Genomic DNA, 24,492 nt, shown 5'->3' with positions numbered 1-24,492 from the left:
ATCATGGGTGACTGGGGGCAAAAACCATGCCGGAACCGACCGGCCAACACACCCATATCCTGCATCAGGAACGGGCTACGAAAAAGGTAACGGGGCAGGCAGGCGCTAGACGACCTCAGGGGTCCGGCTGTAGCGGGCGATTGCACGCTGCGTGCCGCGGTTGGTCAGCACCCGGATGACCTGGCTGACCGCACCGGAAACCAGCGCAAAAATGACGGCCGAGCGCAGGCTGGCGTCCAGGGCGCCGTCCTTGTCCTTGGGCGGTTCATTGCCGGTGGCCTTGGTCCAGACGAAGTCCAGGAGCTTCGCCGAAGCCAGTCCTGCGCCCACGCTGACACCGGTACCCAGCAGTTTCAGGATCAGGTTCATAAGTGCTCCTTGATGTTGTGCGTTTGGTGTTTCCCCCTACGCTACCTGCCGCACCCGGATTCCACCCGGCACTGCGTGTACAGTGGACCACGCATACACACGACAGGGGAGCGCCGCTTCCCGGCTCCGGTTCGCCGGACGCCGGTTTTCGGGCGCTGAGAGTGCGGACCAAGCCGCAGACCCTCGAACCTGCTCCGGTTAGTACCGGCGAAGGGAGTCGAGATCTCAGGGGTGCACCGCCGCCGGCGGTTTTCCCTCCCCTCCTGAATCCAGGAGGAACCTTCCATGCAAGAAACCCGATCCATAGCTCCGGTCAGATCATCCTGGCGCGTGGTGGACATCGTCGTCGCCTCAGTCCTTGCCGTCGCCACCGGTGTGGTGTTCTGGGCCTGGTCCCTGGCCTACGGCGGGGTTGCGGCACTGTTTGTTGCCTTCCCTCCGCTGGCGGGGCTCTACACGGGAGGCTGGCTGATTGCCGGCGTCCTGGGCGCGCTGATCATCCGCAAACCCGGGGCCGCACTGTACTGCGAGATCCTGGCCTCGGCTGTATCCGGCGTGCTGGGCACCCAGTTCGGCCTTTCCGTGCTGCTCTCCGGAGCCATCCAGGGACTGGGCGCCGAACTGGTGTTCCTGCTCTTCCTGTACCGGAAGTTCACTCTTCCCGTGGCGCTGCTTGCCGGCCTTGGCTCAGGTCTATTTCTGGGCGTGAGCGAGTCGATCCTGTACATGCCTGAATGGGCTTTCCAGTGGCAGGCGCTGTACACCGTCTTCGCCATGGTGTCCGGAATGCTGCTGGCCGGCCTGCTCTCCTGGCTGGCAGTGAGGGCGCTGGCCCGCACCGGAGTGCTTGCCGCCTTCGCCTCCGGGCGCACGGCGGACGCATAAACCATGGGCACAGCGAATCCCGTGGCGGTCAGCGCCCGGGACTGGGGATGGCGGCATGCCGGACGCAAGGCGCAGGCCGTTGCCGGTGTGTCCTTTGATATTCACCCGGGGGAGCGGGTCCTGCTCCTGGGCGCTTCCGGAGCGGGCAAGTCCACCCTGCTGCATGCCCTCGCCGGCGTCCTCGGCGAGGACACCGGCGGCACGGAAACCGGGTCGCTGCGGCTCGACGGCGCACACCCGCAGGCGGCACGCGGCCGGGCAGGCTTGCTCCTGCAGGATCCCGAGTCGCAGATTGTGCTTTCCCGGGTGGGGGACGAGGTTGCGTTCGGCGCGGAGAACCTGGGCGTTCCCCGCACGCAGATCTGGGAACGGGTGCACGCTGCGCTGGACGACGTCGGACTCCGGGTGCCGCTGGGACACTCAACTGCAGCGCTTTCCGGCGGCCAGAAACAGCGCCTGGCCCTGGCCTCGATCCTGGCCATGGCTCCGGGGCTGCTGCTGCTCGACGAACCAACGGCGAACCTTGACCCGGACGGCGTCCTGGAGATCCGGGACTCTGTGGAACGGGTCCTGGACCGGACCGGCGCCACACTGATTGTGGTGGAGCACCGGGTGGCTGCCTGGGCACAGCTGGTGGACCGGGTGATAGTGCTCGACGCCGGCGGGGGACTGCTGGCTGACGGCCCGCCCCAGGAGGTGCTCTCCGCGGAACGGACCCGTTCCCGCCTCTCTGAGGCAGGGGTGTGGCTTCCCGGCGCCGCGCTGGACGTGCCGCCGCCGGTTCCGCCTGGTGCGGGAGCTGCTGAGCTGCTGGCCGCGGAAGCGCTTGACGTTGCCCGCGCCCCAAGGGATCCGGCAGTGGTCTCCGGGGTGAACCTGTCCCTGCGGGCAGGGGATGCCCTGGGCATCACCGGACCCAACGGCGCGGGCAAGTCCACGCTGGCGCTGACCATGGGCGGGCTGCTGCGTCCGCGCGGCGGGCAACTGACCGCTGCTCCGGCCCTGGCCCGGGACGCGGGAGCGGTCCCGTCAAAGTGGAAGTCCGCGCAGCTGGTAACCCGCATCGGAACGGTGTTTCAGGAACCCGAGCATCAGTTCCTTACCGGCTCTGTCCGGGAAGAACTGGCCTTCGGGCCGCGGCGGGCCGGGCGCAGCGAGGCAGAGGTCCGGGAGACAGTGGATGAACTAGCCGGCCGGCTGCGGCTGACCGCGCTTCTGCCGGTCAACCCTTTCACGCTCTCCGGGGGTGAGAAACGGCGGCTGTCTGTGGCCACCATGCTCGCCACGTCACCGGACATCCTGCTCCTGGACGAACCCACCTTTGGCCAGGACGCCAATACATGGCGGGAACTGGTCTCCCTGCTCGCGGAACAGCGCCGGAACTCCGGCTGCGCCGTCGTGTCCGTGACGCATGACCGGGAATTCATTGCAGCGCTCGGCGGCCAGGTCCTCCGGGTGCAGGGCGGCCGAGCCTCTCTGCTCCCTGCGGAACCGGCAGCAGGAGCCGCAGCATGAGCGCCCAGGCAGTCCGCAGCTCCGCTCCGCGGGCGGTTCCGGGTCTGAGGCAGTCCCGGCTGGCGGCGGCGAATCCGCTCTCCACGCTCGGCGCCGCCGTCGCCGTCACCATTGCGGTGCTGCTGACGGTGGACTGGGTCAGCGCCACCGTGGTGCTGGCCGGGGAACTGGCACTGCTGCCGCTGCTGCGGATCAATCCCTGGACCCTGGTGAAGCGGATCTGGCCGCTGCTGATCGCCGCCGCTGTGGGCGCCTACGGCACCGCCCTGCTCGCGGAAAAAACCGGCGAGGTGCTGCTGGACGCCGGACCGCTGCTGTTCACCACGGACTCGGTGGCCGCCGGCATTGCGATCGGCCTGCGCGGACTGGCGATCGCGCTGCCGGGTATCTTCCTGCTGGTCACCGTTGATGCGACGGACCTCGCGGACGCCCTGGCGCAGCGGCTGCACCTGCCCTCCCGGTTTGTCCTCGGAGCCCTGGCAGCGATGCGGCTGGTGGGCTTGCTGGTCCAGGAATGGCGCACGCTGGGACTGGCCCGGCACGCCCGGGGGGCCGACGCCGCTGCCTCCCCGCTGGGAAGGTTCCGGAACTTCCTGGGCCAGGGACTGGCGCTGCTGATCCAGGCCATCCGCCGCGCCACCCGGCTTGCCGTCGCCATGGAGGCCCGCGGCTTCGGAAGCAATGACCGGACCTGGGCCCGGGCGTCCACCTTCAGCCGCATTGATCTGTGGGTCCTGGCCTACGGCCTCGGGCTGGCTGCAGCGGCCGTGTGGGCTGCTGCGGCAGCCGGGACGTTCAACTTCATCCTGTCCTAGAAGCCCGGCGCCGGCGGTGGCAGCCAACCAGGCTGTCCCCGCCGGCGCTGAGCCGGGCACTACAGAACGGTTTCCACCAGGGCGGCCAGTTCATCGGTAAGCTCCCGGGAGACCGGCACCGGGTTTCCGTCGATCGATTTCACCGGCGCGAGCAGGCGGATGCTGGAAATCAGCCACACGCCGTCGGCCTGCATCAGGTGTGACGGTTCCAGCGGGCCGTAGCCAAGCTGCCAGCCTTCCTTCTCCGCCGCAGCGAACAGGGCGCTCTGCGTGGTTCCGGGCAGGATCCCGCTTTCAAGCTCAGGGGTGAGCAGGGTCTTCATTCCGTCTTCCACCACAGCCAGAACCACGGTGGAGGTGGGGCCCTCCAGGACCTTGCCGTCGGAGGACGTAAAGATGACGTCATCGGCGCCGTGCTGCTTGGCGAACCGGATAGCCGCCATGTTCACTGCGTAGGACAGCGTCTTGGAGCCAAGCAGCAGCCAAGGTGCGCGCTCGGCCACGGAGGAATCGTAGCCGCGGTCCAGCAGCAGTACGTCCAGGCCCTCCTCGCGTTGCCGGGCACTGGATTCCGGAACGGGGGACGCAGCTACCCACGCGGTTGGGCTTCCGGCGCCTTCGGGGCCTCGGGTCAGCATCAGCTTCACTACCGCGGGGACATCGCCGTGCACGCGCGTGAACTCAGCCATCGCTGTCGCAATGGCGGGCTCCCACATCTGCGGTGACGGAAAGTCCAGCTGCAGGGCTGCCGCCGAGGACGCCATCCGCTCCAGGTGCATGGCCAGCTTCCGGGGACGCCCGTCCACGGCCAGCATCGATTCGAAAACGCCGTCGCCGCGGGTCGCGCCGAGGTCCGTGGCCATCAGCTGCGGCACGGAGGCATCCGCGATGCGGCCGGCCGGATATGCGGGGTCCAGGAATACCAAAACAGTCATGCAGCAAGCCTAGTGGCCGCGGCGGCCGATCCCGGGCGCTAGGCTGAAGGGACGGTTGGGTGGTCGGAGGGATTAGCGCACGTGTGGTGGACGGTTACTGCTCCTAACTGGCTTGCGACGAGCCTGACGATTCTCGACTTCGCAATCCGGATCATCGCCCTCGGCGTGGTGCCGGGCAACCGGCGTCCCACTACGGCCATGGCCTGGCTGCTGGCCATCTTCTTCCTGCCTGTCCCTGGGATCATCGTGTTCGCCCTGTTCGGCAATCACCGGCTCTCCGAACAGCGGGTTGAACGCCAGACCATGATCAACAAAAGGGTCCGTGAAAACACCCGCGAGCTCGAAGCTGAGTCCTCCTCCTATTCAGGTCCGGACTGGGTGCTTTCCGCCGTGGAACTGAACCGGCGGCTCGGCTCGCTGCCCAGCCTGGACGGCAACCGGGTTGAGCTCCAGCGGGACTACGAGGAATCCATCCGCCAGATGACCGAAGCGGTCCGCGGCGCCACCAGGTACGTGCACGTCGAGTTCTACATCATGAGCTACGACGCCGTGACCCGGGAGTTCTTCAGTGCCCTGCGGGATGCGGCAGACCGCGGTGTCACGGTCCGCCTGCTGTTCGACCACATTGGCACCCTGCGGGTGAAGGGCTACCGCCAGCTGCTCAAGGAGCTGAAGTCCAGCCGGATCCAGTGGCACCCCATGCTGCCCATCCAGCCGCTGCGCGGCCACTGGCGGCGGCCGGACCTGCGCAACCACCGCAAGATCCTCGTCGTCGACGGCGATATCGGCTTCACCGGCTCGCAGAACCTCGTGGAACCGGGCTACCGCAAACCCCGAAACCACCGGATCGGCCGCAAATGGGTTGAACTCATGAGCCGGCTGGAAGGCCCGGTAGTGGATGAAATCAACGTGGTGTTTGCCACCGACTGGAACATGGAGACGGACGAGAACCTCGAACAGGAACTGAGCCTGTACGAGGGGACGTCCAAGCCCGGCGACATCACCTGCCAGGTGGTCCCCTCAGGTCCCGGTTTCACCACGGAGAACAACCTGCGCCTGTTCACCTCGCTGCTGTACTCCGCCTCCGAGCGGATCTCCATCACCAGCCCGTACTTCGTGCCGGATGATTCCCTGCTCTACGCCATAACGACGGCGGCGCAGCGCGGCGTGCAGGTGGAGCTGTTCGTCTCCGAGCGCGGCGACCAGTTCCTGGTGGACCACGCCCAGCGCTCTTACTATGAGGTGCTGCTGGAGGCCGGCATCCGGATCTGGCAGTACCCCGCGCCGCTGGTGCTGCATGCCAAGCACTTCACCGTGGACAACGACGTCGCCGTCCTGGGCTCCTCCAACATGGACATGCGTTCCTTCTCGCTGAACCTGGAAGTCTCCATGATGATGTTCGGCGGGAACATCGTAGAGAAGATGCGCCAGATCGAAGACACCTACCGCGGCCTGTCCAAAGAGCTGATCCTGGACGAATGGCGCAACCGTCCCGTGTGGCAGCGGTACGTGGACAACGTCGCACGCCTCACGGCCACCCTGCAGTAAGACAGCCCCTGCGAGTGGGGACCTAGCCGGCGGGGACCTCCGACCCCAGGGCGCCCAACACGCCCCGGGACTTGGTGCGGACCTCTTCCCATTCCGCCTCCGGGTCCGATCCGGAGGTCACAGCTCCGCCAACACCCAGGCTGAGCGAAGTGCCTCCGGCAGCGTCCGGCTGCAGGACCAGGGTGCGGATGACTACCGAGAGATCCGCGGCGCCGGTCAGGGAGAAGTAGCCCACCGCTCCGGAATAGAAGCCGCGCGGCCCCGCTTCGAGCCCGTCCAGGATGGCCATGGTGCTGACCTTCGGCGCCCCGGTCATTGAGCCGGCAGGGAAGGCAGCGGCCACGGCTTCGGCCCGGCTGGCACCCGGGGCCAGCTGCGCGTCGATGGTGCTGACCAGCTGGTGTACCGTGGCGTAGCTTTCCACCACACACAGCCGCGGGACAGTCACCGACCCGGGAACGGCCAGCCGGGAAAGGTCGTTGCGCATCAGATCCACGATCATGATGTTCTCTGCCCGGTCCTTGACGCTCTCCAGCAGATCCTGCCGCAGTGCCGCGTCTTCTGCGGGAGAGGATCCCCGCGGACGGGTGCCCTTGATCGGTTCGGCGCGCAGAGCCCCTCCGGAGCTGATCCGCAGGAAGCGTTCCGGGGAAGTGCCCAGAAGTGCAACCCCGCCCACCCGCAGCAGCGAGGCGAAGGGCGCCGGGCTACGGCGACGCAGTGCGCCGTACAGTTCCTGCACCTGCTGTGCTGGCACCGGCTCCGGCAGGGATCCCTCCAGTGCTGTGGTCAGGCAGATTTCGTAGCTGTTGCCCTCCCGGATCTCCGCCTGGGCCCGGCGGACCTTGGCCAGGTACTCGCTGCGGCTGTCCCGGAAGGCGAACACGGGTGCGCTGACCGAGTCCTGCGCCCGGGCGCCCGGGCCGGCTGCAACACCGGACCGCTCGGCCGGGGCAGCACTGAGCGCGGCGCGGGCACGGTCCAGCCAGGGCGTTCCGGGTTCGGTGCCGCCGGGCTCCTCGACATCCGCATCCTGCAGCACCAGAAGGTGAACCTGGCCCAGGGCATGGTCCAGCACCACGGCACGGGCCGCGAAAACCAGGGCGGCGTCCGCGGCCGGGGTTCCCGGCGCCGGCTCCGCCGCTGCACCGGTTTCCCGCTTCAGCCCGTACCCCAGTGCTCCCATCCAGCCCAGGGCGAACGGGCCGGGATACCCGGACGGAACCGAAACCCGGGGGACGCCCCACTCGGAATCCAGCCAGCGGAAGAACGGCCCGGGAACGTTTACCTCTACCGGACCCCACGTCACCCGGGTGTTCCCGGCCCTGTGCACGGCATGCCTGCCCAGCGGCCCGCCGTCGTCGGCCATAATGCTGAACCTGCTGCGATCGGGAGGGCTGCCCCCGGCGCCTGCGGAGCCGGCATCGGAACTGTCCAGCCACACCGCGTTCGGGCTGCTGCCGAACAGGGTGCCGAACAGCGCCTGGGGATCCGGCGTGCCCGGCACACTCCGGACAGAGACCGCAAGCCGGGCGGAGGGCAAGCCGAGTCCTGGCGCCGGGAAGGGAAGGGAATCCAGTGCGCGCAGCACATACTGGTGCAGCGGAAAGTCTGCGCGGCCGCTCGTGAGGAGGACCTCAGCCTCCGCGGCAGCGGGGTCCGCAGCAGCCCACGCGGCTTCCTGCGCGGCCCAACGGTCCCAGTGCGGCGCATACGTCTCCCCGTCGCGGGCCAGCGCGCGTTCTTTTCGGAGTTCCGCCGGCGCCTGCACCCACACCACGGCGTCCAGCAGGCCGCGGGCAGCACGGTGTCCGGCGCCCACGCCTTCAAAGATCACAATGTCCGCGGGGTCAGTCTCCCGGAGCTGGTCGTAGCGGCCGGCTTCCCAGTCCCAGGCCTGCCAGGCGGCAGGCTGTCCGGCAGCAAGCGGGGTAAGCACCTCGCGCCGGTAGTAGTCCATGCCCGCCTGCAGGCCGTCCCAGCCGGGATAGACGTCTTCCAGGTGGAACACAGCCACGGAGCGGTGAACCCGCAGCGCGGCAGCCAGCTCCAAGGCCAGGCTGGTTTTGCCGGCACCGGAAAACCCGTCGACGCCGATCAGCAGCGGGCGCCCGGCGGCAGCGGTCATCGGCTGCGGTCCGCCAGGGCCGTGCGGACGTAGTCCACCACGCCGGGCACTGCAGCCTCGATCAGGGCGTAGGAGGAATCGAAGTCGGACATATCTCCATACCAGGGATCATCGATGCCCTGTTCGCTGGCCGGAAGCCTGGCGGCGGCAGGGTCAAAGCTGCGCAGCATTCGGATCCTGTCCCGGTCCGCCTGCGGAGCTTCGGCCTGCAAATGGGTCAGGTGACCGTAATCCAGGGCCAGGATCAGGTCCCGGGAGCCGTACCATTCCGCCTCGAAGGCGCGGGCCCTGAAGCTGTCCAGGGCGGGCCCCGGGTAGTTGTGCTTGAGCAGTTCTGCCGCTGTGCGGGGGTCCATGGGCCTTCCGGCTTCCCAGCCCGTCACCCCGGCGGAATCCACCTCCGTCTGCGCCTCGAGACCGGCTTCGGCAAGGGCACGCTCAATGCAGAACTGGGCCATGGGGGAGCGGCAGATGTTGCCGGTGCAAACCGTAATGATTCGGTACATCTTTCCAGCCTACCCAGCGCAGGCCGTCCGTCCTTTCCGTGAGCTGTGCGCCGTTATGCCCTGGCCAGGAGCTCCCCGTTGGGCATCAGGAACCAGCCGTCCGGTGCATCCGCCCAGCGCTTCCAGCCGTTGGCTATCCGGGTCAGGTCTTCAGCGGTTGCCAGCCCGCGTTCCAGCGCCTGCTCGGCATAGGCGGAGTGGAGCACCCTGTCAGCCCAGGCGCCGGCGTGCCACCGGCGCCGTTCCTCGGTGGCGTAGAGCCAGTTCGACGACGACGGCTCCAGTTCGGTGAACCCAGCTTCCAGAGCCCAGGCAACCAGGCGGCGGCCGGCATTGGGCTCGGCCCGGTTGCCGCGGGCGATCTGCTGGTAAGTCTGCATCCATTCCTCCAGCTCCGGAACGTCCGGATACCAGCTCATGGCGCGGTAGTCGGCGTCGCGCACTGCCACCAGCCCGCCGGGGCGGGTGACGCGGCGCATTTCGTGCAGTGCCGCCACAGGGTCCGTGAGGTGCTGGAGCACCTGGTGGGCGTGCACAACATCGAAGGTGTCGTCCGGGAAGTCGAGGTCGTAGACGTTTCCGGGCTGGAACTCAACGTTGTCTGCCCCGCGCTCCGCGGCCAGGGCGCGGGCCTGGACCAAAACGTCTTCGGACCGGTCCATTCCGGTAACCAAACCCGGTGCAGCCACTGCCGCGAGGTCAACCGTGATGCTGCCGGGACCGCAGCCCACGTCAAGGACGCGCAGGCCGGGCTGGAGGTGCGGGAGCAGGTAGGCGGCGGAATCCGCGGCGCTGCGGGTCGCGTGCGCGCTCACTACGCTGCGGTGGTGTCCATGCGAGTAAGTGTCCTGAGGCATAGCAGGACGATACGCGGACCAGGGCCGGTTTGGCTGCCGCGGAGGGTGCCCGAGGTCATGGTGTGTCACATCCGGACTGCTTCTGAGCGGCCGTGGATTCGGGGAACCCCTTGTGCGCCGCGCTGCGGCGGTGCCTTGATAGAACCGGGAGGCGCGCAGGAAAGGAACCCGCGGATGAAGGCCGTTGTCCTTTACGACTCTGCCTACGGCAACACCCGCCGCATAGCCGAGGCGATCGCAGGCTCCCTTGAGGGCGTGGACGCTCAGGCGGTCCAGGTGCCGCAGTTCCGCCCGGAGAACTTGCATTCCGGTGACCTGCTGGTGGTCGGCAGTCCGATCAACGGGTGGCGGCCGACGCCGATCATCTCCGCTGCGCTTGAAGCGCTGGGCCGGGACCAGCTCAGGGGCATTAGGGCCGCGGCGTTCGACACCCGTGTCCGGCTGTTCATCCACGGTGACGCCGCCCGGAAGCTCTCCGATGAACTCAGTTCCCGCGGGGCGGAAATCATCTCCGCTCCGCAGCCCTTCTATGTGAAAGGAACCGAAGGTCCGCTTTTGTCAGGGGAGATTGAAAAAGCGGAGTTCTGGGCCCGGTCCCTGCTCCACGCGCTCGGCAGCTGACGGTGCCGGGACAGCAACAAAGTTGAGTCCATCCCACTCAACTTTGTTGACAAAATCCAGCCCGGAGGTAAAGTTGAGTGCAGAACGCTCAATATGCGCTACGGGTGGCAGCAGCGGAAGGGTCCGGCACTTGAACGGCCGGAACCCGGGAGCCGCGGCCATCGATTTCCAAGGAAAGAGGAAGCAAATATGTCACGTGCAGTAGGTATCGACCTCGGAACCACCAACTCCGTTGTCTCCGTCCTGGAAGGCGGCGAGCCCACCGTCATCGCCAACGCCGAAGGCGGCCGGACCACCCCGTCGGTTGTTGCTTTCGCGAAGTCCGGTGAGGTCCTGGTTGGCGAGATCGCCAAGCGCCAGGCCGTCAACAACATCGACCGCACCATTTCCTCGGTCAAGCGCCACATGGGCACCGACTGGAGCGTGGACATTGACGGCAAGAAGTACACCGCCCAGGAAATCTCCGCCCGCATCCTCCAGAAGCTGAAGGCCGACGCCGAGTCCTACCTCGGCGAAAAGGTCACCGACGCCGTCGTGACCGTCCCGGCCTACTTCAACGACGCCGAGCGCCAGGCCACCAAGGAAGCCGGTGAGATCGCTGGCCTGAACGTCCTGCGCATCGTCAACGAGCCCACCGCGGCAGCACTGGCCTACGGCCTGGACAAGGGCAAGGAAGACGAACTCATCCTCGTCTTTGACCTCGGCGGCGGTACCTTCGACGTCTCCCTGCTGGAAGTCGGCAAGGATGAAGATGACTTCTCCACCATCCAGGTCCGCGCCACGGCCGGTGACAACCGCCTCGGCGGCGACGACTGGGACCAGCGGATTGTTGACTACCTGCTGAGCCAGGCCAAGGCCAAGGGCGCAGACCTGTCCAAGGACAAGATTGCCCTGCAGCGCCTGAAGGAAGCGGCGGAGCAGGCCAAGAAGGAACTCTCCTCGGCCACCTCCACCAACATCTCCCTGCAGTACCTCTCGGTGACCCCCGAAGGCCCCGTCCACCTGGATGAGCACCTTTCCCGGGCCAAGTTCCAGGACCTGACCAAGGACCTGCTGGACCGCACCAAGAAGCCGTTCCACGACGTCATCTCCGAAGCCGGTATCAAGGTCTCGGACATCGACCACATCATCCTGGTTGGCGGTTCCACCCGTATGCCGGCTGTTTCCGAGCTGGTCAAGGAACTGGCCGGCGGCCAGGAGCCGAACAAGGGCGTGAACCCGGACGAGGTTGTGGCCGTTGGTGCAGCACTGCAGGCCGGTGTCCTGAAGGGCGAGCGCAAGGACGTGCTGCTGATCGACGTCACCCCGCTTTCCCTGGGCATCGAGACCAAGGGCGGCGTGATGACCAAGCTGATCGAGCGCAACACGGCCATCCCGACCAAGCGCAGCGAAACCTTCACCACGGCTGATGACAACCAGCCCTCCGTGGCCATCCAGGTCTTCCAGGGCGAACGCGAGTTCACCCGGGACAACAAGCCGCTGGGCACCTTCGAGCTGACCGGCATCGCGCCGGCTCCGCGCGGCGTGCCGCAGGTCGAGGTTACCTTCGACATCGACGCCAACGGCATTGTCCATGTCTCCGCGAAGGACAAGGGCACCGGTGCTGAGCAGTCCATGACCATCACCGGCGGTTCCTCCCTCTCCAAGGAAGACATCGACCGCATGGTCCGCGAAGCTGAAGAGCACGCTGCCGAGGACAAGAAGCGCCGCGAGGCCGCTGACGTCCGCAACTCCGCCGAGCAGCTGGCCTACTCGGTGGACAAGCTCCTCACCGACAACGACGACAAGCTGCCCGAGGACGTCAAGTCCGAGGTCAAGGGCGACGTCGATGCGCTGAAGAAGGCGCTGGAAGGCACCGACAACGACGACGAGGTGAAGACCGCGTTCGAGAAGCTGCAGGCCTCCCAGACCAAGCTTGGCGAAGCCATCTACTCGCAGGCACAGGCAGCCGGGGACTCGGGTGCAGGCGCCGGCGCTGAGGGCGGTTCCGCAGCAGGCGAAGGTGCAGGCGGTTCGGCTGCAGGCGATGAAGACATCGTGGATGCCGAAGTCGTCGACGACGAAGAAAAGAAGTAGCCATGGCTGCTGAGGACGCGAACGGAAACCAGACTCCGGGCAACGAGCCGGAGGAAAACCTGGAACCACAGTCACAGCAGGCAGGATCCTCCGAGGCGGGCGCACAGCCCGCCGCGGAGGGCGGCGCCGAGGGCGATGCGCTGTCCCAGGCTGAGGAGATCCTGAACAGCGCCGGCGCTGAGGCGCCGGCGGCTGCGGGATCGCCCGAAGCGGCGGAACTGCGCAACGACCTGCTTCGGCTGCAGGCAGAGTACGTGAACTACCGCCGCCGTGTGGAACGTGACCGCGACGTCGCCCGGGAAATGGCTGTGATCGGAATGCTCAATTCCGTCCTGCCGGTCCTGGATGACATCGAGGCGGCACGCCAGCACGGCGACCTCGCGGAGGGGCCCTTCGCCTCGATCGCGGTAAAGCTGGAAAACACGCTCAAGGGCTACGGCCTGACCCGGATCGACGAGACCGGAGTGGAGTTCGACCCGAACGTCCATGAAGCACTGATCCAGCAGCAGAGCCCGGACGTCACCTTTGACACCGTCACGCAGATCCTGCGGACCGGTTACAAGGCGAACGAGAGGGTGCTGCGTGCGGCACAGGTGATCGTCTCCGTTCCGGAGCAGTAGCACTCACGCCAGGGACCGCCGCTGGGCGGTCCCTGGCGGCTCCGCATTGGAGCCGGCTTAAGCGTTGTTTTATGCAAGACACAGGAAGGGGACACCAATTGGCTAGCCAGGATTGGGTCGACAAGGATTTCTACAAGATTCTGGGTGTTCCCAAGGACGCTTCCGACGCCGACATCAAGAAGTCGTACCGGAAGCTCGCCCGTAAATACCACCCGGACCAGAACCAGAATGATCCGTCCGCGGAGAAGATGTTCAAGGACGTCTCCGAGGCCTATTCAGTGCTGTCCGACGCCGAAGAACGCCAGCAGTATGACGCGATTCGGGCCATGGGCAGCGGCGCCCGGTTCTCCGCCGGCGGCGGAGGCGGCCCTGCAGGCGGTGCCGGCGCTGGATTCGAGGACATCTTCGGCGGCCTGTTCGGCCAGTCTTCAGGCCGGTCGCGCCGTACCACCTACAGCACCGGCGGCAGCAACATTCCGCCGGAGTTCGCTGACCTGTTTGGCGGCGGCGGTTTTGGCGGCGGAGGCGGCTTCGGCTCAGCACCGCCCCAGAAGGGTGCGGACCGCACGGCCAGCACCACCATCTCCTTCGCAGGCTCCATCAATGGAACCGTCATCGGGCTGCGCGAGCCCAGCGGTGAAGTGGTGGAAGTCCGTGTTCCCGCGGGCGTCAAGGACGGCCAGCGCATCAGGGTGCGCGGCAAGGGCATGCCCGGTGCCGCGGGCAACGGTGACCTGATGGTCACCGTGCACGTCACCCCGCATGACTTCTTTGTCCGTGACGGCAACAACATCCGTATCCACGTTCCCGTCACATTCCCCGAAGCGGCACTGGGCGCGACCATCGAGGTGCCCACACTCACCGCGGACAAGGTCAAACTCAAGGTTCCGGCCGGGACGCCGTCCGGGCGCACGCTGCGGGTCAAGGGCCGCGGTGTGCACACTTCCAAGGGCAACGGCGACCTGCTGGTGACAGTGGACGTGGCGGTTCCTTCGCATCTGAACAAGGATGCCAAGGCTGCCGTGGAAGCGTTCGCCGAGGCGACCAAGGGTGAAGACCCCCGGTCCAGGCTGGCCTCCAAGGCGCGCCTGTAGCGCCTCGGCCGTGCCCGTCCGGCGCCCGGCTACTATAACGACAACATGCAAGGAACGAAGGAGAGGGCAGTGGGCATAGACGTCAATGCGCCGATCTTCGTGATCTCGGTTGCCGCAGAGCTTGCCGACATGCATCCGCAGACCCTGCGGCAGTACGACCGGTTGGGCATAGTGAGCCCCAGCCGGGCTCCCGGCCGGTCCCGCCGGTACTCCCAGCGGGACATCGAGATGCTGCGGGAGGTCCAGCGCCTCTCCCAGGAGGGCGTCTCCCTGGAAGGCATCAAGCGCATCATGCACCTCCAGCAGCAGGTGAGCGGACTGCGTGAACGGGTGGACCAGCTCTCTGCCGAGCTGGACCAGATCCAGCAGCGCAGTTCAGATATGGGACGCGTTTTTGCTGCGGGCCTGGCCGGAGACGTGGTTACGCTGTCCCGCGGCCAGCGGCCCCCTGCCTCGAAGGTGCCTGCACGCACCGGTCTGGCCGCCTTGGTGGCCCGCAGCCGCCGCGTCATGGCACTGCCCGCCGGAAAAGGCGCCGCGGTAGAGACCGAACTTGGCTACACCGCGGACCGCGGCGAGTTCTTCCGCGCCAACTAGCACGCAGTGCCGGGTTTTCGGCCTAACGGAAACGGCGGCCCTGGTCCCTCCGGTTGGCCCACAACGCTCCCGCGCAGAGCAGGACGGTCCACGCCAGGAAGCAGAACACCGACGTCGCAGCCAGGTTCTCACCGGAGAGTGCCGATACTGAAATGTCCCGGGCTGCCCGGGACGGCAGGAGAAGCGAAAAAGTGTTCAGCCCGGGAGAGAAAATAGCCGGGGGCAGCATCATCCCGCCCGCGAAGGCCAGCGGAAAGAAGACCACCTGCGTCACCGCGATCGCCACCTTGGACGTGCACAGGTACCCAATGAGCAGTCCCAGGAACAGGAACGGCAGCCCGCACAGCAGCCACACCACAACCGACGCCGGTATCCGCCACCAGGACAGGGTTCCGTCCGTGTACAGCTGCAGCCCTGCCGTGGTGGTGGCACCGACTATGAGGACCGGGATCAGTGCGAAGAACGCGAACATCATGGCGGTCACCGCGCGTGCCACCGTCGCAGGAAAAGCACCGGCAGGCAGTGTGCGCACGTAGCTGCTCCACGGATTGGCCCGCTCCTCCGCCACGCCGATTCCGTAGTTGAACAGGAACGCGCTCATCACCCCAAAGACCGCCAGCTGCGCAATGGCCATCAGCGAGGCCTGGGGGTCGGAGGTCACCGCGGTTTGCGGCAGCACAAAAAAGACCAGCGCCAGGGTGGGGAAGACGGTGGAGGACAGCACTGCCACCGGAATCCGCAGCTGTTCCAGAACCTGGGCCCGGGTATGGATCCGGATCAGGGTGAAGAGCGGCTTGTTCGCCGGAGCCGGGGTGCTGCTGGGAAGCGCTGCGGTGCTGCTCATCGTGATGCCTTCCTGTCCATGGGGCTGCCGTCCGGCAGCGGTTCCGCGCCGGAGGCGGAGTGGGTGAGGGAAATGAACGCTTCTTCCAGACTCGCGGCGTGGACTTCGAGCCCGCGGAAATCCACTTCCTGCCGGACCAGCGTGCGGACCGTGGCATCGGCGTCGTGTGTAAGGACGGTGGTGGCGCCGGAGGGGGACAGGGTCACAGACACCGTTTCCGGCAGCGCTTCGAAGAAGGGCGCCGGAAGCGCGGTGTGGAAGGAGACCCGGCTGACGCTGACCCGGCTGCGGATCTCATCCACCTGTCCGTCCGCGACCACTGACCCGCCGTTGATGACCACCACACGGCTGGCCAGCGTCTGGATTTCGTCAAGATAGTGGCTGGTGATGAGCAGGGTTCCGCCGCCGGCACGGTAGTCGGCCAGCCGTTCCCACAGGTTTTCCCGCGCTTCGACGTCCAGCCCGGTGGTGGGTTCATCCAGGATGACCAGGCGGGGGCGTCCCACCAGGGCCAGGGCCACCAGCAGCCGGCGTTGCTGCCCGCCGGAAAGCCCGCCGCACTGCTTGCCGGCCGCAGACCCCAGCCCGAACCCGTCCAGCAGTTCAGCCGTGGGTATGGGGTCCGCATAGTGGGAGCCGACGAAGTCCACGGTTTCCCGAACCCAGAGGGTGGCAGGCACCGACGTCGCCTGCGGTGTGGTGCCCAGCAGCTGGCGGGCGTGCGGGTTCCGCGGATCACGGCCAAAGAGTTCTACGCGGCCGGAATCAGGCTGGCGGAGTCCGCTGAGCAGGTTCAGCAGCGTTGATTTGCCGGCCCCGTTGGGTCCCAGCAGGCCCACGGTCTCGCCCGCGGTGACGGCGAAGTCGACTCCGTCCAGAGCGGTGAGGGACCCGTAGCTTTTACGGACCCCGTAGGCGCCGGCCAGGATTTCCCGGCGGGGAGGGGAAGGGACTGTCATAACGCGGGCTCCTGACGCATCGGGGTGACGGCCGTTAGGCCAGGCCGGAGAGCAGATCGGAGAGATTCTTGCGGTAGCGGGCGTAGGCGGCTCTTCCCTCGGGAGTGATGCCCACATAGGTTGCGGGGGTTCGGCCTTCGATCGTTTTGGTGACCTCTATGTAGCCGGCGGTTTCGAGTTTCCGCAGATGGGTGGAGAGGTTGCCGGCAGTCATCTCCAGCATCTTCTGCAGCTTGGTGAAGGCGATCTGGTTGTTCTCACCGACTTCGTTCAGCGTGGTGAGGGCCCGCAGCCGGGATTCGGCGTGGATTACCGGGTCGAGCTCAGGCATGTGCAGAGCCGTCCCGCTGCCGGCGCGTGCGCAGGTACTCGACGGCGGCACCTGCCAGCAGCCCGGTGGCTCCCAGGAAGAGGAACACCGCCAGGAACCAGTCGGGACCGGAGACCAGGGCGGCAATGGTGACCAGCAGCAGCCAGATGCCCAGGTAGGACTGTGCCTTGTCATTGAAGGCGCTTCCGCCGGTGATATAGAGCAGGCCGACGATCAGGACAGCGATGGAATTGATGAGCAGGCCGCGCAGCCAGAAGTCATCCACTGCCCGGCCGATCACAGCACTCAGCGCGCCCATGACGGTAAAACCCAGTGCCCAGGCGATCCCGTACATGCCGCCCTGGAAAGCGGACTGCCCGCGGACGCCGCGGCTGCTGCGGGCGAAGAGGACGATGGTGGTGAGTGTGGCTGCTGCCAGGGCGATGCCGAGGATCGTCAGGGCTGCTGCCCGTTCCAGCGGAAGCCGGCCCTGCTGCGTGCCCCACAGCGAGCCGTAGCCGATGAGCCAGGTGATGCCCCAGATCAGGTAGACCAGTGCCGTGTTTCCGCCGAGGGTCCGGCGGGCGGAACGTTCTGCATCCTGGACCACCCGCAGCGCGGCGTGCAGGTCCAGCGGCAGTTCCCCTGTGGCTGAAGGGTCCAGCCGGCCCGGTGCCGGTGGCTGCTCCGTCGCGCCCGCGGGGCGCTGGTCTGCTTCGTTTCTACTCATGCAAAGTAGTTTGCACTACAAACCACGTTGGCACAAGAGGTAAGTGCGGGCGGGGCGTTTCATTTCTGGACCGGGCAGGCGAGGCTCCCCGGCGGGCGGCTAGGCGAGCCGGGAGCGGACGATGTCGCTGACGGCCTTGCCGTCGAAGCGTCCGGCGACCTTGGCGGTGACCGGCTTCATGACCTGGCCCATTGAACGCATGCTGAGCTCGGTTCCACTGGCTCTGAGCTCGGCGATGACGGCGTCCACAATCTCGGTGACGTCTTCTTCACTCAGCGCCTCGGGAAGGTATGCCTCGATCACCTCGGCCTCGGCGATTTCCGCGTCAGCGCGGTCCTGCTGCCCGGCCTCGGTGTAGATACGGGCGGTGTCACGGCGCTTGGCTGCTTCCTTCTGCAGCAGCGAAATGACCTCCTGATCGGTCAGCTCGACGGGAGTCTTCCCGGACTTCTCGCGGGTGCCGATTTCGCCCAGGACATTGCGGACTGTTGTCAGTTCCAGCTTCCGTCCTGCCTTCATATGGGCGGTCACATCGGCCTGGAGCTTTTCCTTGAGGGTCATCATCTTCTGTTCCTTCGCGTTAGTCCCCGGGACGGCCCGGCAATCAGCCGGCTGCCTTCGGGGGTGGGGTCAAGCCGTTGCCGTGGACTAGATGCGGCGGTACGTCAGGTCGAAGATAAGCCGTCCGGCCTGGTGTGCCTTGTTCTCGAAGCTGGTGAGGATCCGGCCCTCGAAGCGCGGGGCCCAGCCGCCGCGGGTGTCCGGGCCGTCGCTGGGTTCCTTGCCTTCCAGCCCCTGTGCGCGGACCTGCGTCAGCGGGCTGTGGGCGCCGGATCGCTCACCGGGGTGCAGGCTTTCGAAGTGGGGGGAAGCATCCAGGACTTCGCGCATCTGAACGGCGTAGTCGGACCAGTCGGTGGCCAGCCGCCAAAGCCCGCCGGGCACCAGTGCCCGGGCAGCCAGTTCGGCGAAGGTGTCCTTCACCATGCGGCGCTTGTGGTGGCGGGTCTTGTGCCACGGGTCGGGGAAAAAGACCCACAGTTCGTCTACGGAGCCGGCGGGAAGCATGGTGGTCAAAACCTCCGGGGCGTTGGCCTGCACCACGCGCACATTGGTCAGGTTCTTCTGGCCGATGCGCTGCAGGGTCTGCGCCAGGCCGGGCAGGTACACCTCCACGGCCAGGAAATTCTTCTCCGGGTTCTGCTCCGCTGCATGGGTAATGGCTTCGCCCAGTCCGGAACCGATTTCGACGACGAGGGGAGCCTTGCGGCCAAAGGCGGCTTCGGCGTCGAACACGTAGTCCGGGTCCACGGACGTGTCGGAATGCACACGCGGAACGTCGATGACGAAGACATCCGAGAGCTCATCCCAGGCCTGCTGGCGGCGTCCCTGCAGGCGCGAACCCCTGCGGACAAAGGACACCGGGGCCCGGAAATGCACGGAATCCGGGCTCTCGGACCCGTCGGCGGCATCGGAAACGGGCAGGGCTGGGTCAGTAGTCATCACTGTTAATGCTAACCGTGTGCGGGCACACCACTGTGTCCGCACTAAGCACCCGTAATTAGGTAACTGGCGCTGATCCGGTAAACTGGGGCAAGTTGTTGCGACTGCCGCGCCTAAAAGCCGCGTGTGTAAGCAGCGCAACCTGCGTCGATGAACGCTTTCTTTTGTCCCGCCCGTTAGTTACGGGCCGGTGGACACTGTCTGACTTTTCTTCGGCGAACCCTCTGCGCCAGATGGCACAGGGGGCCACTTACCGAAAGTTGCCTGTCTTTTCATGACCACTTTTGCTGCCCTTGGCGTACCCAAGGCACTTGTCTCCAACCTCTCCGCCCAGGGAATCGCTGAGCCGTTCCCCATCCAGGTGGAAACCCTTCCGGACACCCTCAAGGGCCGGGATGTCCTGGGCCGCGGACGCACCGGCTCCGGCAAGACCCTCGCCTTCTCCCTCCCGCTGGTCACCCGGCTGGCTGAAGCTGAAGCAGCCTACCGCCGCCGGCCGAACCGCCCGCTGGGCCTGGTGCTGGCACCGACCCGTGAGCTGGCCACGCAGATCAACAACGTGATTGAGCCGCTCGCTGCCGAGCTGGGCCTGAACACCACCGTGATCTACGGCGGCGTTTCCCAGCAGCGGCAGGAAAAGGCACTCGGCGCCGGCGTCGACATTGTCATCGCCTGCCCGGGACGCCTCGAGGACCTGATGAAGCAGAAGGTCATCAGCCTGGAGTCAGTTGAAATCACCGTGCTGGACGAGGCTGACCACATGGCCGACCTCGGGTTCCTCCCGGTGGTGCAGCGCCTGCTGGACCGCACCCCGGAAAAGGGCCAGCGCATGCTCTTCTCCGCCACCCTGGACAACGGCGTGGACAAGCTCGTCCGCCGTTACCTGTCCAACCCGCTGACCCACTCCGTGGATGATCCGCAGGCCGCGGTCACCACCATGGAGCACCACGTGCTGCTGGTCCAGGACCAGACGGCGAAGAAGCTGCTGGTCAAGGAACTGGCTTCCGGCCAGGGCCGCCGCATCATGTTCATGCGCACCAAGCACCACGCCCGCAAGATGGCCAAGTTCCTCACGGACAGCGGCATCCCCACGGTTGACCTGCACGGCAACCTCTCGCAGAACGCCCGTGACCGGAACCTGGCCGAGTTCGCCTCCGGCGACGTCCGCGTCCTGGTCGCCACCGACGTCGCCGCCCGCGGTGTCCACGTGAACGACGTCGAGCTGGTTGTCCACATCGATCCGCCCACGGAGCATAAGGCATATCTGCACCGCTCCGGCCGCACCGCGCGTGCCGGTTCGGACGGAACCGTTGTTACGGTGACCCTGCCCGAGCAGAAGGGCGAGGTGTCCAAGCTGATGAAGGCTGCCGGCGTCGACGTTTCGATCGAGAAGGTCTCGCACAACTCCCCGTCCATTGCCAAGCTCATCGGTGAGCGCGCAGCCGTGGTGGAGCCGCACGTTCGTGCAGCCCAGCTGGCAGCGAAGTCCCCGCAGCAGGGGGCAGGACGCTCCACCGGCGCCAACGCCCAGCGCAAGCGCGCAGCCCGTTCCGGTGCCGGAACCCGGGCCGGCGGACGCGGCGGTGCAGGCGGCCGCGGACGCGTCTCGGCCGAGCGCACTGCTTCGGCTGACGCGCCCCGCGCCCAGCGCAGCCCCGAGGGCCGCCGCGGATCGGCTGCCGCAGCCACGTCGCAGGGCCGCAACCGCCGTCCCGCTACCGGCCAGCGCGCCGGCGACGTGGCAGCAACCGGAACTCACCGCGCCGGCGGAACCCGTTCTGCCGCTCCGGCAGGCAGCGGCCGGCCGGCACGCGCCGCCGGTCCCCGCCGCGCAACGGCACCGGCTTCAAATGAACGCCGCGGCCGCTAGCCGCAACGCATAGCAAAGGCCCTGTACCCGCTTCGGGTGCAGGGCCTTCGCGGTTAACGCAGGCTGAGTCCGTGCTCCTTTAGTGCGGCATCGATCATGTCCAGGGCCTTTGGGCCCACCCCGTGCAGCCGGGCCAGGTCCTCGCGGGGCACACCGGCAAGCTGGCGGAGCGTGGTGAAACCTGCCGCTCCAAGTCCGCGGGAAGCCGGCGCCCCGATCCGGGGCAGCTCATTCAGTGAAGTGCTCATGCTAGATGCTAGGCACCCGTAGGCCCGCGGCACAGCCCCTCCGGCTTCGGTTCCCCCGTTTGCTTAGTCCAGGGGATAGAAGCTCACGACGGCGGCAAATCCGCGGCCCAGCACCTGCGGCCGGTCGTCTCCGCCGGCCACGGTGTCCAGGAGGTCAAGGTCTTCGGTGCGCTTTCCGCCCTCGAGTACTGCCTTGGCAGAGCCGTGGAGCAGTACCAGGAACTGGTCCGGGCCGAGGGACGGCGGGTTCTTCTTGGACAGTTCCACCACCATGACGGCAGCTCCGTAGCTTTCCCGGTCCACGAAGGTGTTCAGCACTGTTACCTCACCGGTGGGCAGGGACGCCTGCACCGGGACGTCGCCGGGGTAGCGCAGCGGGCGGAGGCGCTCCATGGCGTGCTCGGTGCCGTCCACGTTCAGGAGCAGCAGTTCGCCCTCTACCGGGACGGTGATCCGGTCAGTGCCCTCGAAGGACGTGAAGGGACCGGACTTTTCGATGGTCGCGGCGGACAGACGCCAGCCGGGGCTGCCCGAAGGGCCTGCCGGTCCGGCAGCCAGGTCCTTGGAACGGCCTGAATTCGAGCCCCAGGGCCGGGAGGGAAGGGATGCGAACCGCACCAGGGGAGTGCTCATGACTATTCGATGAGGGCCTGGCGGCGGCGCGCTTCAAGCACATGACGGCGTGCGGCGTTGCTGATCAGGAAGCGCCTGCCGGTTGTCTGCGAGGGGACGATCCGGATGAAGTGGTTCTTTTCCCCGGTCTGCCAGGGGAAGAGTTCCAGTTCGGCGGAGTCCAGGACATCCTTGATCGACTCGAGCTGGGAAGCCGTGCCCTTCACAACGACGCTCCAGGCATAGCCGAGCCGGTCGTCATAGCCGTCGACTTCAAATGCCACTGCGGAATCGTGGAGCGCAGCGGAGAGCTTGGTGCCCTCGGCCGTTCGGAACACAACTGAACCGTGGTCCACGGCAAAGTTAATGGGGAAGATCTCCGGATGGCTGTCGACCACCACGGCCAGCCGCCCCACGGAGGCCTGGCGGATGTAGTCCCAGCAGTCGCTGGATCCGAGTTCGACGGGGAGCCCTGCATCATTGGTTGGCGGCATGTCCCCAGTCTAGGCATAACCACAGCCAGGCCGGTAAGCAGCCAGCCGTGACTCCGCAGGCCAAATGGAGAACAATGGGCTCATGAAGGCAATCCTGAACATCATCTGGCTACTGTTCGGCGGCATCTGGCTGGCTCTTGGCTACGTTGTGGCCGGGATTGTCTGCTGTGTGCTGATCGTGACTATTCCGTTCGGCATCGCATCCTTCCGGATCGCCTCCTACGCGCTGTGGCCCTTCGGCCGCACCGTGGTGGACAACGGGCGCGGGACGGGGGTGCTGGCCACTCTGGGGAACGTCATCTGGGTGATCGTTGCCGGCATCTGGATTGCCTTTGGGCACATCGCCACAGCCATCCCTATGTTCCTGAGCATCATCGGCATCCCGCTGGGGATCGCGAACCTGAAGATGATCCCTATTTCGCTGACGCCGCTGGGAAAGCGGATCGTGCCGACGTCGGGCCCCGGCCTGGTGCCGTACAGCCGGAACGCCCCGTACGGAACGTATCCCGGCCCGAACTACCGCTAGCCTGCCAGGCCCTCGAGGAACGCTGCCGCCACGGCGGCCGGGTCCGCTGTGCTTCCCGGCAGGAAGACGGCTACGGCGAGGTCGCCCTGGATCGCGGCCACCCAGGCGTGGTCCGGCTTTTCTCCGCCGGTTCCGGCGGTGCCTGCTGCGGCCAGGACAGGTTTGCCGGATACGGACTCCAGCACCTGAAGGCGCTCATCCGCGCGTTCCCCGGCAACGTTGGCACGCAGTGCGGACCGCAGTTCATCGGCCTCATCTGCGGTCAGCGCCGGGGCGTCCTCCCCATCCGGCGGCGGCTCCGCTGACTCTGTTTCCCCGTTCCCGGAATCCTGCTTCGCAGCCGGATTGAGGACCAGCACGGGAGAGACCCGCTCGCCCCTGGCCACCGACGCCGCGGCGGCTGCCGCGGCAAAAGGTGAGGCGAGCACAGTGCCCGGTTCATCCACGGACGCAGCCGCCTCGGCATCATCGGAACCGTCCGGCACTCCGCCGTAGTATGCCTGGGTTCCCAAGCCGGCGGAAACCCCCAGACCCAGGCTTTGGGCAGCGGAGGCCAGGCTGGCTGGAACGCCGTCGTCTTCCGTTCCCTCCCCGGCCTCACCGGACCGCAGCCGGGCCAGCTCGGTAACCGGCTGGAATGAGCTGCCCAGGGAGTATTCGCCCAGCAGTGCTGGTTGGCTTCCTTTGCCGCCGGGGGAATTGGCTACGGCCAGGACATTGCCGGTGGAGGGCTGGACGGCAACCAGGGAAGCGCCGGGTGTGTCAGCCAGCAGGGCATCCGCCTGGGACTGGACCCGCAGGTCAAGGGTGGTCTCCAGAGCAACGCCTGGTTCCGACGGAGCTTCAAAGAGCGGCGGCGAAGGAGAATTGTCCGGGCTCATGACACGAACCGTTACGGCGTCAGAGCCCCGGAGCTGCGAATCGTATTCGCGCTGCAGCCCGGACTGGCCGGCCAGATCTCCGGGAGCCATGGAGCTGCCGGCGGCGAGCTCCTCACTTGCCGGTCCTACCGTCCCCAGCAGGTCTGCCGCGAAGCCGGGGCTTGGTCCTAGCACCCGCCTCTCGGACAGCGCTGCAGCGCCGGGAACGGTGGCGATGTCAGATTCGAAGGCCGGAATAACTTTGTCCTGGCGCACCGTAACGGCTTCCACAAACGCGTCGGCTCCGGCAGCCTGCACCTCGGCGGTGTACGCATCCGTATCCAGGCCCAGATACTGGGCAAGGTAAAACGCCGAGACGGCATACTCATGTCCGCGCAGTACCGACTTATCCAGGCCCACGCGCCAAACCGGCCAGTGGCGGACCAGGACGGAGCCGCCGGCACCGAGAATATCGGCCCGCGGCGGCGGCGTCGCTTTGCGTACCAGACGCTCTCCCGGAAGCAGGTCCGGGTGCACCGTGGTGGAGCGGAAGCGGGTTTGCCAGCCGGTGTCCGGACCTCGTTCCAGGGTCACCGTGGTCTCGTAGCTGTAGTCCTCCGGCGACGCGTTGACGTCCCACACGTACTTCAGGGTGGCGACGGCCTCATTGGCGGAGACTTCCTCGATTTTGGTGACCGTGACGGAGGGTTTGATCTTCATGCCGGAGACCTCGTACTCCAGCATGCCGTTGACCGCCTCAACCGTTGAACCGGCAAACTCGTTTCCGGTGACATCCAGCCTGGAGAGGCCGTCCGCCAGCGAGGCGACGGATTCCTCCGGCCCGGGACGCTCTTCAGCAGAGCATCCGGCCAGCTGGAGGCCCAGGAATGAGAAGGCAAGGATGGCAGCGGATAGGCGGTTCTTCCCCATGCGGGAAGGCTAGCTGCGCGCCGGGGAAAAGGGGACACGA

26 protein-coding genes and 1 riboswitch are annotated in these 24,492 nt (G+C 66.7%); of the genes, 11 read left to right on the top strand and 15 right to left on the bottom strand.

From position 1 onward, the window contains the following. Window positions 1-105 precede the first annotated feature (105 nt). Entirely contained in the window at window positions 106-369 is a 264-nt protein-coding gene (locus ACWGQ2_RS06205; protein WP_325791514.1) for a DUF4235 domain-containing protein, read from the bottom strand. Window positions 370-463: 94 nt separating this feature from the next. After that, window positions 464-602, top strand: a riboswitch (TPP riboswitch). Between the two features lie 52 nt (window positions 603-654). Between ACWGQ2_RS06205 and ACWGQ2_RS06200 the strand changes: the two genes are divergently transcribed. Genes ACWGQ2_RS06200 through ACWGQ2_RS06190 form a run of 3 tightly spaced genes read left to right on the top strand, consistent with a single transcriptional unit; the run spans window position 655 to window position 3,584 of the window. Next, entirely contained in the window at window positions 655-1,254 is a 600-nt protein-coding gene (locus ACWGQ2_RS06200) for an ECF transporter S component (RefSeq protein WP_452015336.1), read from the top strand. Between the two features lie 3 nt (window positions 1,255-1,257). Then, window positions 1,258-2,769 carry an ABC transporter ATP-binding protein gene (locus ACWGQ2_RS06195; RefSeq protein ID WP_452015334.1) on the top strand — a complete coding sequence of 504 codons (1,512 nt, stop codon included), beginning with the start codon at window positions 1,258-1,260 and terminating at the stop codon, window positions 2,767-2,769. Beyond that, on the top strand, window positions 2,766-3,584 hold the full coding sequence (locus ACWGQ2_RS06190; protein WP_452015332.1) for an energy-coupling factor transporter transmembrane component T family protein: 819 nt from the start codon (window positions 2,766-2,768) through the stop codon (window positions 3,582-3,584). Before ACWGQ2_RS06195 ends, ACWGQ2_RS06190 begins: the two co-directional genes overlap by 4 nt. 59 nt (window positions 3,585-3,643) lie before the next feature. On the opposite strand, the gene ACWGQ2_RS06185 is transcribed toward ACWGQ2_RS06190, so the two are convergent. Continuing rightward, window positions 3,644-4,519, bottom strand: a complete 876-nt coding sequence (locus ACWGQ2_RS06185; protein WP_452015330.1) for an aminodeoxychorismate lyase — start codon at window positions 4,517-4,519, stop codon at window positions 3,644-3,646. 81 nt (window positions 4,520-4,600) lie between these two features. On the opposite strand from ACWGQ2_RS06185, the gene cls reads away from it, so the two are divergent. Then, window positions 4,601-6,067 carry a cardiolipin synthase gene (gene cls, locus ACWGQ2_RS06180; RefSeq protein ID WP_452015328.1) on the top strand — a complete coding sequence of 489 codons (1,467 nt, stop codon included), beginning with the start codon at window positions 4,601-4,603 and terminating at the stop codon, window positions 6,065-6,067. Window positions 6,068-6,089: 22 nt separating this feature from the next. Here cls and ACWGQ2_RS06175 read toward each other — a convergent pair whose 3' ends face one another. The 3 genes from ACWGQ2_RS06175 to ACWGQ2_RS06165 are packed head-to-tail and all read right to left on the bottom strand — an operon-like array spanning window position 6,090 to window position 9,558. After that, window positions 6,090-8,195: a chorismate-binding protein gene (locus ACWGQ2_RS06175; RefSeq protein ID WP_452015326.1), complete on the bottom strand. Its 2,106-nt coding sequence runs from the start codon at window positions 8,193-8,195 to the stop codon at window positions 6,090-6,092. Next, a complete protein-coding gene (locus ACWGQ2_RS06170; protein WP_452015324.1) occupies window positions 8,192-8,701 on the bottom strand; it encodes a low molecular weight protein-tyrosine-phosphatase in 510 nt (169 codons plus the stop codon). Before ACWGQ2_RS06170 ends, ACWGQ2_RS06175 begins: the two co-directional genes overlap by 4 nt. A gap of 53 nt (window positions 8,702-8,754) precedes the next feature. Next, entirely contained in the window at window positions 8,755-9,558 is an 804-nt protein-coding gene (locus ACWGQ2_RS06165; protein WP_452015322.1) for a methyltransferase domain-containing protein, read from the bottom strand. A gap of 174 nt (window positions 9,559-9,732) precedes the next feature. Between ACWGQ2_RS06165 and ACWGQ2_RS06160 the strand changes: the two genes are divergently transcribed. The 5 genes from ACWGQ2_RS06160 (at window position 9,733) to ACWGQ2_RS06140 (ending at window position 14,566) form a co-directional block, all read left to right on the top strand. After that, window positions 9,733-10,179 (top strand): flavodoxin family protein, encoded by a 447-nt coding sequence (locus ACWGQ2_RS06160; protein ID WP_452015320.1) that lies wholly within the window; start codon window positions 9,733-9,735, stop codon window positions 10,177-10,179. Window positions 10,180-10,368: 189 nt separating this feature from the next. Next, complete coding sequence (gene dnaK / locus ACWGQ2_RS06155; protein WP_452015318.1) at window positions 10,369-12,255, top strand: molecular chaperone DnaK; 1,887 nt, start codon at window positions 10,369-10,371, stop codon at window positions 12,253-12,255. A 2-nt stretch (window positions 12,256-12,257) separates the two neighbouring features. Continuing rightward, the gene (locus tag ACWGQ2_RS06150; RefSeq protein ID WP_452015316.1) at window positions 12,258-12,875 is read left to right on the top strand and encodes a nucleotide exchange factor GrpE; all 618 of its coding nucleotides are present in this window, start codon (window positions 12,258-12,260) and stop codon (window positions 12,873-12,875) included. Window positions 12,876-12,973: 98 nt separating this feature from the next. After that, window positions 12,974-13,969: a DnaJ C-terminal domain-containing protein gene (locus ACWGQ2_RS06145; protein WP_452015314.1), complete on the top strand. Its 996-nt coding sequence runs from the start codon at window positions 12,974-12,976 to the stop codon at window positions 13,967-13,969. A 45-nt stretch (window positions 13,970-14,014) separates the two neighbouring features. After that, the gene (locus ACWGQ2_RS06140; RefSeq protein WP_452015312.1) at window positions 14,015-14,566 is read left to right on the top strand and encodes a heat shock protein transcriptional repressor HspR; all 552 of its coding nucleotides are present in this window, start codon (window positions 14,015-14,017) and stop codon (window positions 14,564-14,566) included. Between the two features lie 22 nt (window positions 14,567-14,588). Here the strand turns inward: ACWGQ2_RS06140 and ACWGQ2_RS06135 are convergent, their stop codons facing one another. From ACWGQ2_RS06135 to trmB, 6 genes are all read right to left on the bottom strand, one after another. Beyond that, entirely contained in the window at window positions 14,589-15,410 is an 822-nt protein-coding gene (locus ACWGQ2_RS06135; RefSeq protein ID WP_452015310.1) for an ABC transporter permease, read from the bottom strand. Then, window positions 15,407-16,369 (bottom strand): ABC transporter ATP-binding protein, encoded by a 963-nt coding sequence (locus ACWGQ2_RS06130; protein WP_452015308.1) that lies wholly within the window; start codon window positions 16,367-16,369, stop codon window positions 15,407-15,409. Before ACWGQ2_RS06130 ends, ACWGQ2_RS06135 begins: the two co-directional genes overlap by 4 nt. Window positions 16,370-16,403: 34 nt before the next feature. Continuing rightward, a complete protein-coding gene (locus tag ACWGQ2_RS06125) occupies window positions 16,404-16,700 on the bottom strand; it encodes a transcriptional regulator (RefSeq protein WP_452015306.1) in 297 nt (98 codons plus the stop codon). Further along, window positions 16,693-17,409: a hypothetical protein gene (locus ACWGQ2_RS06120; protein WP_452015304.1), complete on the bottom strand. Its 717-nt coding sequence runs from the start codon at window positions 17,407-17,409 to the stop codon at window positions 16,693-16,695. The genes ACWGQ2_RS06125 and ACWGQ2_RS06120 overlap by 8 nt, the downstream gene beginning before the upstream one ends. 99 nt (window positions 17,410-17,508) lie before the next feature. Then, entirely contained in the window at window positions 17,509-17,973 is a 465-nt protein-coding gene (locus ACWGQ2_RS06115) for a GatB/YqeY domain-containing protein (protein WP_452015302.1), read from the bottom strand. Between the two features lie 84 nt (window positions 17,974-18,057). After that, the gene (trmB, locus tag ACWGQ2_RS06110; protein WP_452015300.1) at window positions 18,058-18,912 is read right to left on the bottom strand and encodes a tRNA (guanosine(46)-N7)-methyltransferase TrmB; all 855 of its coding nucleotides are present in this window, start codon (window positions 18,910-18,912) and stop codon (window positions 18,058-18,060) included. Between the two features lie 274 nt (window positions 18,913-19,186). Here trmB and ACWGQ2_RS06105 point away from each other — a divergent pair, with 274 nt between their 5' ends. Continuing rightward, window positions 19,187-20,782 carry a DEAD/DEAH box helicase gene (locus ACWGQ2_RS06105; RefSeq protein ID WP_452015298.1) on the top strand — a complete coding sequence of 532 codons (1,596 nt, stop codon included), beginning with the start codon at window positions 19,187-19,189 and terminating at the stop codon, window positions 20,780-20,782. A 53-nt stretch (window positions 20,783-20,835) separates the two neighbouring features. On the opposite strand, the gene ACWGQ2_RS06100 is transcribed toward ACWGQ2_RS06105, so the two are convergent. The 3 genes from ACWGQ2_RS06100 to ACWGQ2_RS06090 form a co-directional block, all read right to left on the bottom strand. Then, entirely contained in the window at window positions 20,836-21,030 is a 195-nt protein-coding gene (locus ACWGQ2_RS06100) for a DNA-binding protein (protein WP_452015296.1), read from the bottom strand. 63 nt (window positions 21,031-21,093) lie between these two features. Beyond that, window positions 21,094-21,663 (bottom strand): HutD/Ves family protein, encoded by a 570-nt coding sequence (locus ACWGQ2_RS06095; RefSeq protein WP_452015294.1) that lies wholly within the window; start codon window positions 21,661-21,663, stop codon window positions 21,094-21,096. Window positions 21,664-21,665: 2 nt separating this feature from the next. Then, window positions 21,666-22,136 (bottom strand): pyridoxamine 5'-phosphate oxidase family protein, encoded by a 471-nt coding sequence (locus ACWGQ2_RS06090; RefSeq protein ID WP_452015292.1) that lies wholly within the window; start codon window positions 22,134-22,136, stop codon window positions 21,666-21,668. An 82-nt stretch (window positions 22,137-22,218) separates the two neighbouring features. Between ACWGQ2_RS06090 and ACWGQ2_RS06085 the strand changes: the two genes are divergently transcribed. Beyond that, the gene (locus ACWGQ2_RS06085; protein ID WP_452015290.1) at window positions 22,219-22,662 is read left to right on the top strand and encodes a YccF domain-containing protein; all 444 of its coding nucleotides are present in this window, start codon (window positions 22,219-22,221) and stop codon (window positions 22,660-22,662) included. Here the strand turns inward: ACWGQ2_RS06085 and ACWGQ2_RS06080 are convergent. Next, window positions 22,659-24,452: a hypothetical protein gene (locus ACWGQ2_RS06080; RefSeq protein ID WP_452015288.1), complete on the bottom strand. Its 1,794-nt coding sequence runs from the start codon at window positions 24,450-24,452 to the stop codon at window positions 22,659-22,661. The two genes, ACWGQ2_RS06085 and ACWGQ2_RS06080, sit on opposite strands and share 4 nt — an antisense overlap. Between the last annotated feature and the right edge of the window lie 40 nt (window positions 24,453-24,492).

It is taken from the genome of Arthrobacter sp. NPDC055585, from assembly GCF_053619115.1.
The sequence above is the reverse complement of the archived record's forward strand: the minus strand, read 5'-3'. Positions and strand labels throughout refer to the sequence as shown.